This is a genomic window from Nocardiopsis sp. NPDC055824, from assembly GCF_053616335.1.
On record NZ_JBSHDN010000171.1, the window covers coordinates 1 to 13,964 of the forward strand.

Annotated in this window: 17 protein-coding genes; 13 read left to right on the forward strand and 4 right to left on the reverse strand. The window is 75.3% G+C overall.

Annotated elements, in window-relative coordinates; translation table 11 throughout:
- Positions 1-140: 140 nt before the first annotated feature.
- On the forward strand, positions 141-686 hold the full coding sequence (locus ACWGL3_RS25200; RefSeq protein WP_267947265.1) for a hypothetical protein: 546 nt from the start codon (positions 141-143) through the stop codon (positions 684-686).
- On the opposite strand, the gene ACWGL3_RS25205 is transcribed toward ACWGL3_RS25200, so the two are convergent.
- The 3 genes from ACWGL3_RS25205 to ACWGL3_RS25215 form a co-directional block, all read right to left on the reverse strand.
- Positions 631-1,818 (reverse strand): DUF418 domain-containing protein, encoded by a 1,188-nt coding sequence (locus tag ACWGL3_RS25205; protein ID WP_267947266.1) that lies wholly within the window; start codon positions 1,816-1,818, stop codon positions 631-633. The two genes, ACWGL3_RS25200 and ACWGL3_RS25205, sit on opposite strands and share 56 nt — an antisense overlap.
- A gap of 233 nt (positions 1,819-2,051) precedes the next feature.
- Positions 2,052-2,603 (reverse strand): anti-sigma factor, encoded by a 552-nt coding sequence (locus ACWGL3_RS25210; RefSeq protein ID WP_267947267.1) that lies wholly within the window; start codon positions 2,601-2,603, stop codon positions 2,052-2,054.
- A complete protein-coding gene (locus ACWGL3_RS25215; protein ID WP_267947268.1) occupies positions 2,594-3,142 on the reverse strand; it encodes an RNA polymerase sigma factor in 549 nt (182 codons plus the stop codon). Before ACWGL3_RS25215 ends, ACWGL3_RS25210 begins: the two co-directional genes overlap by 10 nt.
- 210 nt (positions 3,143-3,352) lie before the next feature.
- On the opposite strand from ACWGL3_RS25215, the gene ACWGL3_RS25220 reads away from it, so the two are divergent.
- The 5 genes from ACWGL3_RS25220 to ACWGL3_RS25240 are packed head-to-tail and all read left to right on the forward strand — an operon-like array spanning position 3,353 to position 5,868.
- Complete coding sequence (locus ACWGL3_RS25220; RefSeq protein ID WP_267947269.1) at positions 3,353-3,871, forward strand: Asp23/Gls24 family envelope stress response protein; 519 nt, start codon at positions 3,353-3,355, stop codon at positions 3,869-3,871.
- Between the two features lie 59 nt (positions 3,872-3,930).
- A complete protein-coding gene (locus tag ACWGL3_RS25225; protein WP_267947270.1) occupies positions 3,931-4,116 on the forward strand; it encodes a hypothetical protein in 186 nt (61 codons plus the stop codon).
- A complete protein-coding gene (locus ACWGL3_RS25230) occupies positions 4,113-4,532 on the forward strand; it encodes an Asp23/Gls24 family envelope stress response protein (protein WP_267947271.1) in 420 nt (139 codons plus the stop codon). Before ACWGL3_RS25225 ends, ACWGL3_RS25230 begins: the two co-directional genes overlap by 4 nt.
- 23 nt (positions 4,533-4,555) lie before the next feature.
- Positions 4,556-5,182, forward strand: coding sequence for a DUF6286 domain-containing protein (locus ACWGL3_RS25235; protein ID WP_267947272.1), 627 nt, complete (start codon positions 4,556-4,558; stop codon positions 5,180-5,182).
- A gap of 2 nt (positions 5,183-5,184) precedes the next feature.
- Complete coding sequence (locus ACWGL3_RS25240; RefSeq protein ID WP_267950574.1) at positions 5,185-5,868, forward strand: hypothetical protein; 684 nt, start codon at positions 5,185-5,187, stop codon at positions 5,866-5,868.
- A 114-nt stretch (positions 5,869-5,982) separates the two neighbouring features.
- On the opposite strand, the gene ACWGL3_RS25245 is transcribed toward ACWGL3_RS25240, so the two are convergent.
- Positions 5,983-6,639: a flavin reductase family protein gene (locus tag ACWGL3_RS25245; RefSeq protein ID WP_267947273.1), complete on the reverse strand. Its 657-nt coding sequence runs from the start codon at positions 6,637-6,639 to the stop codon at positions 5,983-5,985.
- Positions 6,640-6,960: 321 nt separating this feature from the next.
- Here ACWGL3_RS25245 and ACWGL3_RS25250 point away from each other — a divergent pair, with 321 nt between their 5' ends.
- From ACWGL3_RS25250 to ACWGL3_RS25280, 7 genes are all read left to right on the forward strand, one after another.
- Positions 6,961-7,761: an ABC transporter permease gene (locus tag ACWGL3_RS25250; protein WP_452461862.1), complete on the forward strand. Its 801-nt coding sequence runs from the start codon at positions 6,961-6,963 to the stop codon at positions 7,759-7,761.
- Complete coding sequence (locus ACWGL3_RS25255; protein WP_267947275.1) at positions 7,754-8,590, forward strand: ABC transporter permease; 837 nt, start codon at positions 7,754-7,756, stop codon at positions 8,588-8,590. Before ACWGL3_RS25250 ends, ACWGL3_RS25255 begins: the two co-directional genes overlap by 8 nt.
- A 2-nt stretch (positions 8,591-8,592) precedes the next feature.
- Positions 8,593-9,582, forward strand: coding sequence for an ABC transporter ATP-binding protein (locus ACWGL3_RS25260; RefSeq protein WP_452461863.1), 990 nt, complete (start codon positions 8,593-8,595; stop codon positions 9,580-9,582).
- Positions 9,583-9,795: 213 nt separating this feature from the next.
- Positions 9,796-10,686, forward strand: coding sequence for a DMT family transporter (locus ACWGL3_RS25265; protein ID WP_267947277.1), 891 nt, complete (start codon positions 9,796-9,798; stop codon positions 10,684-10,686).
- Between the two features lie 458 nt (positions 10,687-11,144).
- Positions 11,145-11,531, forward strand: coding sequence for a hypothetical protein (locus ACWGL3_RS25270; protein WP_452461864.1), 387 nt, complete (start codon positions 11,145-11,147; stop codon positions 11,529-11,531).
- Positions 11,521-13,128 (forward strand): sensor histidine kinase, encoded by a 1,608-nt coding sequence (locus ACWGL3_RS25275; RefSeq protein WP_267947279.1) that lies wholly within the window; start codon positions 11,521-11,523, stop codon positions 13,126-13,128. The genes ACWGL3_RS25270 and ACWGL3_RS25275 overlap by 11 nt, the downstream gene beginning before the upstream one ends.
- Entirely contained in the window at positions 13,125-13,784 is a 660-nt protein-coding gene (locus ACWGL3_RS25280; RefSeq protein WP_267947280.1) for a response regulator transcription factor, read from the forward strand. The genes ACWGL3_RS25275 and ACWGL3_RS25280 overlap by 4 nt, the downstream gene beginning before the upstream one ends.
- The last annotated feature ends 180 nt before the right edge of the window (positions 13,785-13,964 follow it).

The window sequence follows — 13,964 nt, forward strand, 5'->3', positions numbered from 1 at the left end:
GCATCGCTCCGGGAACACCTGGAGGGTGTGAGCGAAACCGCACTCCACCTGCGATGATCCGGACGTTCGTCACCGTTCCACGGGGTGGAGTGCAAGCGAGGTGCGACCACTCGCACGCGACGATCCACGAGGTGCGCGACGTGACCGACATCGAGCCGACCGGAACCGCTGCCGGAGCCCGCAACGCGTCCCCCGGGGCGCGCCGGGGGGCGCAATCCCGACCGCGCCTCCTCCGCCGCGGCCCCCTGTTCGCCGTCAGGGCCGCCGCCGGTGCCGTGACGGTCCTGGCCGCCGCCGAGATCGCCGGCGGCCTGGCGGGCTTCCCCGTCCAGGGCCTGACGTCGATCGGGGCCGGAGTCGGCCTCGGAGTCCCGGGGACCGGCCCCGGAGGGGTCGACGCGGTCTGGCGGTCCCCCGGGATGATGCTCGCGCTGGCGCTGATCAGCGCCGTCGGGCTCTCCCTGATCATGCTCGCGCTCGTGCCCCGCCCGGACGACGGGGCCGGGTCGGACGCGGCCCCGGCCGACGGCGCGCCCGGGTCCCGGGAAGGCCCGGGGGCCGCCGCGCCCGCGGGGCGGCCCGGGCCCCGCCGTGCGAGGACGCCGTACGAGGTGGGCGTGGCCTGCGGGCTCAGCCCGCGTGCGGCCCTGCGCGGCGCCGGCCTCCGTGCACGAGACGGCGCATGAGCGCGTCCAGGGGTCCGGGACGCGCCGACCCGGCGAGCCACGCGGCCAGGCCGAGGCCGACCAGCCAGACCAGGGCCGCGACGACCAGCGCGCCGAAACCTCCCACCCTCGGCCCCATCCCCGCGAGGTCGGGGTGGAGCACGGCCGCGACCAGCACCGAGTTGAGGATGTAGAAGGTCAGGGAGCGCTCTCCCACCGCCGCGACGGTGCGGGTCAGCGGCCCCCGGCCGCGGTCCAGGCGGATCGCCCACAGCGTGAACAGGGCCGCGTACCCGGCCCCTCCGAAGACACCGGTCAGCACCTGGAGCGCCATCATCAGGCCCTGCGCGACCGCTCCCGGCTCCAGTGCGCCCACCGCCGTGAGTGCGGAGGGCAGGGCTCCAGCGACGGACACGGCCACACCGGCCGCCGCGACACGCGCCAGCAGCCCCCTGTGCGCCTCCGGGTCGTCCAGCAGCCCCGCGCGGCCCGCCCGGTAGCCGAGCACCACCAGCAGGAACAGCGGGTAGGCGATCGCGACGAACACCGGTCCGAACGGGAGCCCGATCAGGCGGGCCGCCCAGTCCCCGGCGGTGAGGTACCCCGCGACGGCGTACACCTCGCCGCCCTCGGCGCCGGCGGTGCCCAGGCTCATCCCGACCATCGCCAGGGGGACGGTCACCGCGTAGAGCGCGGCGAACGCCACGGCCGCGCGCGTCACGGCCCGGGTGGAACGCAGCAGCAGCCACCCGGTGACCAGTGCGGCGACGCCGTAGGAGGCGAGGATCTCGCCGGGGAACACCAGCAGCGCGTGCACGAAGCCGAACAGCAGGAGGAAGAGCCCGCGCCTGCGGAGCAGGCGGCGGACCTCGGCCTCGGGCGCGCCTCGCGCGGACTGGCGGGCGACCGTCCACGCCAGTCCGTAGCCGAACAGGATCGCGAACATCGGGAACGCCCGGTTGTCCAGCAGCAGCGTGGTCGCGAAGGCCGCGCCCCTGTCGAGCGGAGCCGCTCCGGAGCCGTCCGTGCCGAAGCCCGCCCCCGCGTACACCCCGGCGTAGGCCATGGCGATGAGCAGCAGCATGAACCCCCGCGCCAGGTCGGGGGCGAGTCGGCGCTCCCCTCGCGCCGACGGCACCGCTGTGGCGTCCATCTCGTGCGTCCTCTCCTCGGCGTACCCTCCGGCCAAGGGTGGCGCGCGGGGACGCGGCCGGGCATCCCCCGATCGGCCGGACCGGGCCGCCGGACGGCCAGGAGGCGCGGTGCGGAGCCCGCCGGAAGGCCGGGGAGGGGCGGGTGCGGAGCCCGCCGGAAGACCGGGGGAGGGGCGGCCCGGGGACCGCGGCGGGTCGGTGCGGAGGCGCACCGGCGGTCTGCCCGGCGCGGCTATCCCGCGGGGTCGTCGAGGTCGACGACGTCGATGTCCACGCGGGCCGCGCGCAGCCCCAGCCGGTCCTCCACCAGGGAGCGCATGGCGCGCCGCGCCTCCTCGGCGGCCTCGACGATCGGCAGGCCGAGGCCCACCCGCGCCGTGGCCAGGACGACGAGCCCCTCCGGCGTCTGCTCGACCCGGCAGCGGCCCACGACCACGCCGGGGACGGACTCGACGGAGGCGCGCAGCATGGCGGCCACGGCGGTCTCCCGGACCTCGGTGCCCCCGGGCCCGGGGCCCGACAGGACGACGGTGCCGCCGGTGCGCCTCTCCGCGCGCACGGCGCGCATCACGTCCGCCAGCAGGCCGGGGGGCGCGCTGACCTCCTGGTCACCGGTCCGCCGGACCGCCGAGACGAGGGGGCGCAGCTCCTCCGCCTGCTCCCGGCAGTACTCGCAGGCGGACTCGTGCGGTGTGGGCTCCCCGGACGTCAGGTGTCGCAGGAGGGCGTCCACCGAATTCCCGCAGGGGAGCCGGTCGTGGTCGTCGGACGGGTCTACCGCCATGGCTCAAGCGCCTCCACGAGATGGGTACGCGCGCGGTGAATGCGTCCACGCACGGCGGTCGGGGTCGTGTCGACGATCGCCGCTATCTCTTCATAACCCAATCCTTCCATCTCGCGCAGGACCCAGCAGGTCCTCTGCGGGGGCGGGAGCCCCGAGAGCGCGTTGAACAGCGCCTCCCGGAGGTCGCCCGCGATCGCCTCCCCCACCGGCCCGGGGCCGGGGGCGGCGAACCCCTCGTCGTCCTCGACGGGCGCCTCCGGCCTCCTGGCCCTCAGGACGTTCAGCGCGCGCCGGCCCACGATCCGGTGGAGCCAGGCGGGAAAGCTCTGGGGGTCGGTGAGCTCGGGGAGCTTGCGCCAGGCCGTGACCAGGGCCTCCTGGGCGGCGTCGCGGGCGTCGCCGGGGTCGCCCACCACGCGGAGGGCGATCCGGTAGACGGTGTCCTGGTGCCTGCGGACGAGGATCTCGAAGGCCCGGTCGTCCCCGTCCTGGGCGCGCTCCACGAGCACGCTCTCCGGCAGTGCGGTTTCCCTGTGCATCGGTGGTAAGGCCACCCCTCCCAGTACACGCGCACAGCGAAACTACCCTAGGTTTTCGATCGAACACGCACAGCACCGCCCCGATGCTCCTATCCTGATAGTGATGCAGGTCACACAAGAGAGGGCGTGAGCCCGGGCCCGTTCCCCGTGTCCTCCCCTGTGACGAAGCGACAACGCAAGACGCATCCCACCGACGAAGGAGAACGGCCCATGACCGCGAAGAGCGCTCAGAACGACGGGAACCGCGGTGACGAGGCGGTGGCCGGCGGCGGTCTCGCCCCGCTGCGGGACGCCTCGGCCCCCGCCCGCACCGACCGCGACCGGGAGGCGGGCTCCGGCAACGGACGCACGTCGATCGCCGACCACGTGGTCGCCAAGATCTCCGGCATGGCCGCCCGCGAGGTCCGGGGCGTGCACCAGATGGGCGGCGGGGCCGCCCGCGCCTTCGACGCCGTCCGTGAGCGCATCCCCGGTTCGACCTCCACGAACACCGCCGCGCGCGGCGTGGCCGTCGAGGTGGGCGAGCGCCAGGCGGCCGTCGACATCAACCTGGTCGTCGAGTACGGGGTCTCCATCCCCGACCTCGCGGGCGCGGTACGGCGCAACGTCATCACCGCCGTGGAGCGCATGACGGGACTGGAGGTCACCGAGGTCAACGTGGCCGTCGACGACATCCACCTCCCCGACGAGGGCGAGGAGCAGCCCGCCGCAGAGCCGAGGGTCCGATGAGAACCGGCCGGTCCCCGGACCGGGGGCCGGCCGCAGGGACGAGAGGAGGAGCGGGACCCATGTGGCCGATCGTCGGACTCGCCTTCGGAGCGGTCCTCGGTCTCGCCGCCGCCATCGGCGGCTTCGGGGCCTTCCTCCTCGTCCTCGTACTCGGGACGGCCGGGTTCCTGGCCGGACGGGCGTACGCGGGCGAGGTGGACCTCGCCGAACTGTTCACCCGGCGCGAACGAGGTGACCGCCGGTGATCCCCGCCGGGGCGCCGGGCCGGCGGGCGCACGCGGCGCGCTCCCCCCTCCGCGGGGGAGCACCCGCGGGGCCCTCCACGGCCCCGCCGGAGGAGCGGGGTGCCACGACCGTCGCCGACCGGGTGGTGGAGCGCGTGGCGCTCACGGCCGCGGCCGAGCACCCCCGTGTCCGCCCCCTCGCCGAACGGCTCGGGGGGCTGGCGGGGCGCGGACCGGCACGGGCCGGGGTACGGCGCGGGGGTTCCCGCGTCGCGCTGCGCCTGGAGATCGCCGTCGCCTACCCGTCACCCCTCGCGCGGACGGCGGAGGAGGTCCGGGCGCACGTCACCGCGACGGTGGAGGCGCTCACCGGCCTCACCGTCCACAGCGCCGACATCGAGATCGTCGAACTCGTGCCCGCCCCGCGGGTGCGCTGACCCCTGACACGAAGGACGCGGACATGACTTCCCTCCAGGAGGCGTCACAGAAGCAGAGGACACCCGCGGGCCCCTCCCCCGCCGGGGTCCGGACCGCGCGGCGTACCGCCGTGCGGGTCTTCCGGCCGCAGCGGTCGCTGCCCGCCGCCGTCGCGGCGGTCTCGGTGGCCGTCGTCGGCGGGCTGGCGGTCGCGGTGACCACCGCGGGTGGGGACGGGGCGCCGTCGCCGCTCACGGGGATCGACGGAAGCCTCTCCCGCGTGTCGTCCACGCCCTGGGAGGCGCCCGAGGCCATGGTGCTCTCGGCCGTGGCCGCCGCCGTCGGCCTGACGCTGGTGCTGACCGCGCTCCTGCCGGGGACCGGCGGCCACCTGGCCCTGCGGACCGACGACCGGGACACGGTGGCGGGCCTGACCCGCAGGGGCCTGCGCGACATCCTCGCCGTCGAGGCCCGCGGGGTCGACGGCGTCGGCTCGGTCCGGGTCCGGGTCCGGGGCGGGAGCCGCACCGTGCGGATCGAGGTCCGGACGCACATACGCGAGGCGGGCTGGCTCGGCGAGCGGGTGGAGGCGGTGGTGCGCCGGAGGGTGGAGGACCTCCGGCCGCTCCGTGCCCCGCGGGTCGTCGTCCGGCTCAGGGAGGAGGCGTGACCATGGAGGAGAACGGCGCCCTGCGGGAGGTCCCGCCGGGAGGGGTCGCGGAGCCGGAGGGGCCCTCCCCCGGGCCGACCGCGTCCACGATCCGGGGGTTCCCGCACAAGGGGGCCCGGAGGACCGCGCGCGGCAACAGGCTCGGTCTGGTGCTCACGGGGCTGCCCCTGGTGCTGTGCGGGGCAGCGGGCCTCGCCGCCGGAGGGGGCCTCCTCGGCGGCGCCACCGCCGCCGCGCCGGTCGGGGGCGGACCGCTGGAAACGGCCCTGGCCTGGCCGTGGACACCGTACGTCGTCGCCGCCGTCGCCCTGGTCGTGACGGTGTCGGCGGTGCGGTGGCTGCTCGTACAGGGGCGCTCGAACCGTGCCGGACGGCTGCGGGTGGGTGAGGACACGGCGTCGGGGCGGACCGGCGTCCCCGCGTCCGCCGCCGGGGACGCCGTGGTCGCCGAGGCCTGCGCGGACCCCCGGGTGCGGCGCGGCCGGGCGCACTTCACCGAGTCCTCCCGCGAGCCCCGCCTGTGGCTGGACCTGGTGCTGACCGAGGACGCGGACCCCGCCGACGTGTGGCGCACCTGCCGGGACGGGCCCGTCGCCTCCCTGAGGGAGTCCCTCGAACTCGAACGCCTGCCGACGGTGGTCCGCATGTCGGTGTCGGGCCGCTCCGGAGGGCGCGGACTCGCCTGACCCGGAGCCCCCTCCCGGGGGAGAGGGGGCGGGTCGGGCTGAGCGGCGGGGGCGGCGCGGCCGCCGGTGACCGGGGAGGCACCGGCGCCCCGCCCCCGTCCGTGACACCCCGTGTCAGGGGGCCGGGGTCTCGGAGCGGTGCGAGTGGCCGTGCTGCCGCCCGAGCCCGAAGTAGTGGCGGAAGTTGTAGATCAGCGGGTTCCAGCGGGACGGGTCGACGTGGTCGGTGCCCGGCACCACCACGCGGGTGTCCGCGTGCACGCGCAGCACGTCGGCCTGGACCACCACGAGGTCCCCCGAGGCGTCGGCGTCGGCCCGTACCACCCGGGCCTCCAGCTGGAGCGGGCACTCCGCCACGCGGGGCGGGGCGACCAGCTCGGACTCCTGCGGGGTCAGGCCGGCGGCGGCGAACTTGTCCGCCTCGAAGCGGCAGCCGGGCGGCTTGCCCGGGGGCACGGGGTCGCGCCCGGTCAGCGGGGCCAGGCGCTCGACGCGCGACCAGTCCTCGGCCGCCGGGAAGCAGGCCGCGAACCCGGGGCGCTCCGCCAGGTTGCGCGCGGTCTGCCCCGTGGCACCGAGCCCCAGCACCAGCAGGTGTCCCAGGGCCCAGACCGAGGAGATCGGCGCGAGGTTGGGCGTGCCGTCGTCGTTGGCGGTGGAGATCAGGACCACCGGCGTGCCGAAGTAGAGGATGCGCGGCCGGATGGTCCGGTGTTCGAGGGGCGGCGGCGCGGCGGCCCGCGCCGGTCCCGTGTGCTGTTCGGTGTTCACATCGGGAGAATCTAGGCGCCCGACGTTTCGCCGGCCGCCGCAACGTCGCCGGCCCGGACCGGCCTCCACCGGGGACGACCCACCGATCCCCGTCGCCCCGGCCGGAGGGCCGTCCTCCCCCGGCGCCCGCTCGGCCGGTTCCGGTCCGCGGATCCCCCTCTGCGCCGGCCCGGGCTGTGCTAGCGTCGGTCCCTCGCGGCGACCCGGACCTGAGCCCCACGGCGTCAGGGACGTGCCGGACACCGCGTCTCCGCCGGGGCTCCGCCCCGGTGTCGGGACCGGTCACCACCTGCACGTCTCGACCTCCGGGAGCCCGCGCCCATGCGCGTCTACCTCGCGGTGTACGCCCTCGGCCTGCACCGCTACTCCACCTACCGCGTCGCCACGATCGCCGGGATCTTCACCAACGCCGTCTTCGGCGCGATCAACGCGACCGTCATGCTCGCCCTCTTCTCGGTGCGGCCCGAGATCAACGGCTACGACGCGGGCGACGCCGTCACCCAGGTGTTCGTCGGCCAGGCCCTCATCGGCATGGTCGCCATCATGGGGCCGCCCCTGGAACTCGGCGAACGCGTCCGCAGCGGAGCGGTCGCCACCGACATGCTCCGCCCCGTCTCGATGATGGGCTGGTGGCTGGCCGACGACATGGGGCGGGCCACGTTCAACCTCGTCTTCCGCGGAGTGCCCACGTTCGCGGTCGGCCTCGTCCTGTTCGACCTGGTCGTCCCCTCCGAACCGGGCCGCTGGGCGATCGCCCTGGTCTCCTTCGTCCTGGCCGCGCTCGTGTCGTTCGCGCTGCGCTACCTGTACGAGCTGGCCGGGTTCTGGCTGATGGACTCCACCGGGATCTGGGCGGTGGCCGGGCTGCTCGGCCCGGTGGCGGCGGGGATGCTGATCCCGCTCCCCCTCTTCCCCCCGGCGGTCGCCGACGTGCTGCGCGTGCTCCCGTGGGCCTCCATCGCCCAGATCCCCGCCGAGGTCTTCCTGGGCAAGGAGTCCCTGCCCGGCGGAAGCCCCCTCGGCGGCCTGGCCCTCCAGGCCGCGTGGGCGGCCGCCCTCCTCGCCCTCGGCGCCCGGGTCACCTCCCACGCCACGCGGAAGGTGGTGGTCCAGGGTGGCTGACCTCCTCGCCCGCACCCGCGAGTCCGTGCTCTGGCCGGTCCGGGCCTACGTGCTGCTCGCGTGGACCTGGTGCCGCGCCCTGGCGCAGTACCCGGCGTCCCTGGTCATGATGACCCTGTCGACCGCCCTGGGCGCCTTCGCCGAGATGGGGGCCGTCTTCGTCGTGTTCGGCCATGCCGGGGAGGTCTCCGGGTTCGGGATGGCCGAGGGCCTGCTCATCGCCGGGATGGCCACGACCGCGTTCGCCTGCGCCGACATGGTGATGGGCATGGTGGAGGTCCTGGGACGGCACATCAGGACCGGTTCCCTCGACGTCATGCTGGTGCGGCCGGTCCCGCCGCTGGTCCAGATGGCGACGGACCGCTTCGCGCCCCGACGCCTGGGCCGGATCGTCCCCGGCTCGGCGGTCACCGTCGTGGCCCTGGCGGCGTGCGACATCGACTGGAGCGCCGGCAAGGTGCTGATGCTGCCGGTGCTGCTGGTGTCGGCGACCGCGATCGGCTGCGCGGTCTGGATCATCGGGGCCTGCCTCCAGTTCTTCGTCGCCGACGCGCGGGAGGCCGCCAACTCGGTCACCTACGGCGGGCAGGCCCTCACCGAGTACCCGATGGCGATCTACCCGAAGAACGTCGTGCGCGCCGCGACCTTCGTCCTGCCGCTGGCCTTCGTCACCTGGCAGCCCGCCCTCTACCTCCTCGACCGGCCGGACCCGACCGGGCTGCCGGAATCCCTGCGCTTCGCCACCCCCTTCGTCGCCGTCGCCCTGTGCGCGGTCGCCGGCGCCTGCTGGAGGTTCGGCCTCCGCCACTACCGATCCACCGGGAGCTGATGATGACCACGTCCGAACCGAACACCGGCGGTGAAGGCCCCGTCATCGAGGCCGTCGGCCTGGGCCGCGACTTCGTCCTCTCCGAGGGCCCGTTCCTGCGGCGGAGGCGCCGCACCGTCAGCGCGGTCGCCGACGTGACCTTCGCCGTCCGGCCGGGCGAGATCGTCGGCTACCTCGGGCCGAACGGGGCGGGGAAGAGCAGCACGATGAAGATGCTGACCGGCATCCTCACACCCAGCGCCGGGTACCTGCGCGTGAACGGGCTGGAGCCCTCCCGCGAGCGCACCCGCCTGGCCTCGCGGATCGGCGTGGTGTTCGGCCAGCGCACCACCCTGTGGTGGGACCTGCCGCTGAAGGACAGCCTGGAGCTGGTCCGGCACATGTACCGGGTCCCGGCCGCCGACCACGCCCGCCGCCTGGCCGAGCTGACCGAACTCCTGGAGCTGGGCCCGTTCCTGGCCACTCCGGTGCGGCAGCTGAGCCTGGGCCAGCGGATGCGCGGCGACCTCACCGCCGCGCTGCTGCACGGCCCCGACCTGCTGGTCCTGGACGAGCCGACCATCGGACTGGACGTGGTCAGCAAGTCGACCATCCGCGAGTTCCTCCTCCGGCTCAACGCGGAGGAGGGCACGACGATCCTGCTGACCACCCACGACCTCGGCGACGTCGAGAGGCTGTGCAGGCGGGTCGTCGTCATCGACAAGGGGCGCCTCGCGTACGACGGCGACCTGGAGGGCCTGCGCGCGAGCGTGCCCACGCCGCGCGTCCTGGTCGTCGACCTCGCCGCTCCCGCCCCGCCCATCGAGGTGGAGGGCGGCGCGTGCGTGCGCGTGGACGGCCCCCGGCAGTGGCTGGAGCTGTCCGGCAACCCGGCCGCGGTGATCTCCCGGGTCGCCGGGCGCCACGAGGTCGTCGACCTGACGCTGCGCGAACCGGACATCGAGGGCGTGGTCTCCGCCCTGTACCGGGGCGCCGTCGCCGAGCGCGGGTAGGGCGCGCACGTGGCCGCTTGTGGCCTCGGCCACGGTGCTCCGGGACCCGGTTCCGGTGCCGTCCTCCGGGCCCGGCGGCCCCGGGACCTCCCCGGAAGCGGCTTCGGGCGGCGGCGCCCGCCCGGACGGGCCCCGGTTCCGGCCGGTCCCCCGGGGAGGTTCCCGCCGTCCGTCCGCTCCCCCGCGGCGCGACCGCCCCCGGAGGGCGCGATCATGGCAGTCATGGTGTTCGGGACGGGCTTGGGAATCATGTTCGCGGTGCTGTCGTGCTCGGCCTACACGGCCGCCGCGGTGGCCCAGCGGAGGCTCGCCGTACGGGTGACGGAGCCGCTCACCGGCGGCCGGCAGCTGAAGGCGCTGCTGCGGCACCCGCTGTGGTGGGTGTCGCTGCTGTTCAACGGGGGCCGCGCGGGATTCCAGGTGGCGGCGGTGAGCCACGCCCCGCTGAGCGTGGTGCAACCGCTCGGCGTGCTGGTCCTGGTGTTCGGCATCCCGTGGTCGGCCCGGCTGGGCGGGCGGCGGGTCACCCGCGAGGAGTGGCGCGGGGCGGCGTTCACCGTGGTGGCGCTGGCCGCCCTGCTCTCGGTGACGGTGACGGGCGGGCAGGGCGGGGTCCTCGACGACACCGGTTCCGCGGTGGTCGGCCTGGGCACCACGGTCCTGCTGCTGGCCACCGCGTGGCTGGCCGGGCGCGTCCGGTCCACCGCCTGGCGCAGCTACCTCCTGGCGGGCGCCGCGGGCGTGGCCTTCGGGGTCTCCTCGGCCACGGTCAAGACCGCCGTCGCCGTCATCGGGGAGGTCGGCGCCGCGGGTCTGCTGCACTCCTCCGCGCTGGCCACACCGGTGATCGCCGTGCTGGGGCTGTTCCTGGCGCAGGCCGCCTACCAGGGCATGGACCTGGGAGCCCCCCTGGGGATCACCACCTTCACCAACCCGCTCGCCGCGACCGTGGTGGGAGTGGGCTTCATGGGCGAGACGTACGGGGGCGGCTGGGTCGGCGGCGTGGTCGCCGCGGCGGGAGCCGTGCTGGGGGCGTACGGGATCAGGCTGCTCACCGTCCCCCAGAGCAGCGCGCCCGAGCGGGAGCCCGAACCGGCCTCCTGAGCCGCGCCCCGGCGGGGAGCGCCCCGGCGGATCCGGGCGTGCCCCTCGGGCGGGCGCGTTCCGCCCCGGGCCGACCGGGGCTCCGCCGGACCGGACACGCCTACCCGCCGGGGAAGCCGACCGTGGCCACGAGCGCCCCGCCAGGACGCGGCCGTGCCGTCGCCGTCGCCCCGTGCGCCGTCCGGGTCCCGTCGCCTCCGGCCGTGGAAACCGTGGACGCCGTCCTCACCCCCGGGCCCCGCGCGCCGTTCCCGCCGCCGGGGCCGCCGCCCGATCGGGGCCGCCCCGGAAGCCCGACCTGAGTCGAGGTCGAGGGGCGTCCGTGTGCAGGACGCGTGTGCAGGACACGTGTGCCCGATCGGACCCGGCGAGGAGTCCCTCGCCCCACCTGCCAGGATGAAAGGATCCTCATGTCCGTTTCATCTCGTATTCGCCCGGAGCCGAGATGATCTCGGACTATGAGATCACCCTTGGTGCCCCTGCTGGCCGCAGCCGTCGCGGCCGTCCTGGTCGCGGGTGCGGTCCTGGTGTGGGCCCTGCCCGGGAGCGGGTCGGACGCCGCACCCCCGCACGAGGTGGTCGTCGGGGAGTCCCCCGGCGCCGAACCCGTGGACCAGGCCGACGAGGACGTCGTCCCCCCACCGCCCCCGGTCACCGACCACGACGGTGACGGAACCCCCGACGAGGAGGACCCCGACCACCCCGGAACGGCCCCGCCCTCGGTGACCCCCTCCACGACTCCGAGCGGCGAACCGGAGCCGTCACCTGCACACACGTGCGGGAGCGGGGATGATGATGACGACGACTGCGACGATGACGACTGGGGCGACGACGATGACGACTGAGGGTCACTTCGGCGCGGACTCTCCCACGGAGGACCTCAGCGGCGTACCCGGCAGGGGCGCGTGGTCCCGGCCGGAGGACACCTCCGTGTACCCGACCATGGTCTTCGAGGGCCCGCAGCCCGAGGCCCCCCAGCGGCGGCGGATCCCGGCCCGTCTCCTCATCATGGCCTGGGTCGTCCTGCTCATGGCGGCCGTGCTCGTCCTGGTCAACGTGGTCACCTGGAGCGCGCTCACCACGCGCAACGACGAGCGCGTCGACGGCGCCCTCTCCCAGGAGATCGGCGAGTTCCAGGAGTTCGCGCAGGTCGGCGTCGACCCCGGCACCGGGGAGGCCTTCACGGACGTGTCCACCCTGGTCCGGGCCCATCTGGAGCGCCAGTACCCCGACGAGGCCGAGATCCTGTTCGCCTGGGTGGAGGGGTCCGAGACCGCGGGCGGGGGCGCGGGCGGCGCGCCCGGCGGCGCCGATGCCCCGGCGGGTCGCATCCGCCAGGGCCAGGAGCCCCCCCACGACCTGTCGGCCGACGCCGACGCGGTCACCGCGATCCTGGAGGACCCGAACGCCCGGGGCACCGCGGACTCCCCCGCGGGCCCCGTCGAATGGGAGAAGATCCGCGTCCTGCCCCCCGACGGGGAGGGCGCTTCCGGATGGTTCGTCATCGGCTACTTCACCGAGTCGGACGAGGACACCGTCATCACCACCATGCAGACGATCGCGCTGGTCAGCCTCGTCGGCCTGCTCGCCGCGAGCACCGCGGCCTGGTGGGTGGCCGGACGCATCCTCGCACCGGTGCGGCTGATCCGGCAGACCGCCGCGTACATCACCGAGGAGGACCTCACCCGCCGCATCGACGTGTCCGGCCGCGACGACATCGCCGCCCTCGCCGAGCAGTTCAACAGCATGCTGGACCGCCTGGAGGGCGCCTTCACCTCGCAGCGCCGGTTCGTCGACGACGCCGGGCACGAGCTGCGCACCCCCATCACCATCGTGCGCGGCCACCTGGAACTGATGGGGGACGACCCCGAGGAACGCCGCGAGGTCGTGCGCCTGGTCACCGACGAACTGGACCGCATGGCGCGGATCGTCGAGGACCTGCTGCTGCTAGCCAAGTCCCAGCAGCCCGACTTCCTCCGTCCCGAGGACACGTCCCTGGCCGAGCTGACCAGCGACATCGACGCCAAGGTGCGCAAGCTCGGCGACCGCGACTGGCGCCTGGAGTCCGTGGCCGAGGGGGTCTCCCGGCTCGACCCCCAGCGCGTCACCCAGGCCGTGGTGCAGCTGGCGGCCAACGCCGTCCGCCACACAGCGCCCGGCTCCACCCTGCGGATCGGCTCCACGGTCAGCGGCCCCGACGTGCTGTTCTGGGTCACCGACGAGGGGCCCGGCATCCCGGCCGAGGAGCACGGCAGGATCTTCGAGCGCTTCTCCCGCGGCGGCGGGGCCGCCCGGGGCGACCGGGGCGCCGGACTGGGCCTGGCCATCGTCAGGGCCATCGCCGAGGCCCACCACGGCCGCGTGGACCTGAGGTCCGCGCCGGGGGCCGGATCCACGTTCACCCTGGTCATCCCCACCATCGCAGGAAGGGAGTACGCGTGAGCCGCATCCTCATCGTCGAGGACGAGGAGCGCATCGCCTCGTTCGTCCGCAAGGGCCTGGAGTCCAGCGGATTCACCACCACCGTGGTCGGGACCGGGGCGGAGGCCGTGGACTACGCGGTGACCGGCGGTTTCGACATGATGCTGCTGGACCTCGGGCTCCCGGACACCGACGGGTTCGACGTGCTGCGGCGCGTGCGTTCGCTGGGCGTGGACATCCCCGTGGTGATCCTGACCGCCCGCGACGGCGTGCGGGACACGGTGACCGGCCTGGAGATCGGCGCGGACGACTACGTCACCAAGCCGTTCCGGTTCGAGGAGCTGCTGGCCAGGGTGCGGCTGCGGATGCGCAACGAGCGGCCCGCCGACCTGACGGTCCTGCGGGCGGGGGGACTCGCCCTGGACCTGCGCACCAGACGGGTGGCGGTGAACGGCGACGCGGTGGACCTCACCGCCCGGGAGTTCGGGCTGATGGAGCTGCTGATGCGGCACCCCGGGCAGGTCCTGACCCGGCAGCAGATGCTGTCCCACGTGTGGGGCTACGACTACGACCCGGGGTCGAACGTCGTGGACGTGTTCGTGCGGGCCCTGCGCCGCAAGGTCGGCGCGGAGCGGATCGTGACCGTGCGGGGCATGGGGTACCGGCTGACCGGCTGACCGGGCCGGCCGCGGGGCCGGGCCGACGGTCCGGTGACACGGGGGAAGCGCGGGGGGGGGGGGGGGGGGTGCCCCCCCCGGGCGCGGGCCCCCCCACCCCCCGCCCCCCCCCCCCGGGGGGCGTGGCGCCGGCCCGCCCCCGCCCCCCCGGGGGCCCCCCCCGCGCTCCGGTCCCCGGGC

What these genes read in the sequence shown, in the direction of transcription:
- ACWGL3_RS25205 (WP_267947266.1), bottom strand. Translation starts at nt 1,818, where the DNA reads ATGGACGCCACAGCGGTGCCGTCGGCGCGAGGGGAGCGCCGACTCGCC.
- ACWGL3_RS25210 (WP_267947267.1), bottom strand. Translation starts at nt 2,603, where the DNA reads ATGGCGGTAGACCCGTCCGACGACCACGACCGGCTCCCCTGCGGGAAT.
- ACWGL3_RS25215 (WP_267947268.1), bottom strand. Translation starts at nt 3,142, where the DNA reads ATGCACAGGGAAACCGCACTGCCGGAGAGCGTGCTCGTGGAGCGCGCC.
- ACWGL3_RS25220 (WP_267947269.1), top strand. Translation starts at nt 3,353, where the DNA reads ATGACCGCGAAGAGCGCTCAGAACGACGGGAACCGCGGTGACGAGGCG.
- ACWGL3_RS25225 (WP_267947270.1), top strand. Translation starts at nt 3,931, where the DNA reads ATGTGGCCGATCGTCGGACTCGCCTTCGGAGCGGTCCTCGGTCTCGCC.
- ACWGL3_RS25235 (WP_267947272.1), top strand. Translation starts at nt 4,556, where the DNA reads ATGACTTCCCTCCAGGAGGCGTCACAGAAGCAGAGGACACCCGCGGGC.
- ACWGL3_RS25240 (WP_267950574.1), top strand. Translation starts at nt 5,185, where the DNA reads ATGGAGGAGAACGGCGCCCTGCGGGAGGTCCCGCCGGGAGGGGTCGCG.
- ACWGL3_RS25250 (WP_452461862.1), top strand. Translation starts at nt 6,961, where the DNA reads ATGCGCGTCTACCTCGCGGTGTACGCCCTCGGCCTGCACCGCTACTCC.
- ACWGL3_RS25260 (WP_452461863.1), top strand. Translation starts at nt 8,593, where the DNA reads ATGACCACGTCCGAACCGAACACCGGCGGTGAAGGCCCCGTCATCGAG.
- ACWGL3_RS25265 (WP_267947277.1), top strand. Translation starts at nt 9,796, where the DNA reads ATGGCAGTCATGGTGTTCGGGACGGGCTTGGGAATCATGTTCGCGGTG.
- ACWGL3_RS25270 (WP_452461864.1), top strand. Translation starts at nt 11,145, where the DNA reads ATGAGATCACCCTTGGTGCCCCTGCTGGCCGCAGCCGTCGCGGCCGTC.
- ACWGL3_RS25275 (WP_267947279.1), top strand. Translation starts at nt 11,521, where the DNA reads ATGACGACTGAGGGTCACTTCGGCGCGGACTCTCCCACGGAGGACCTC.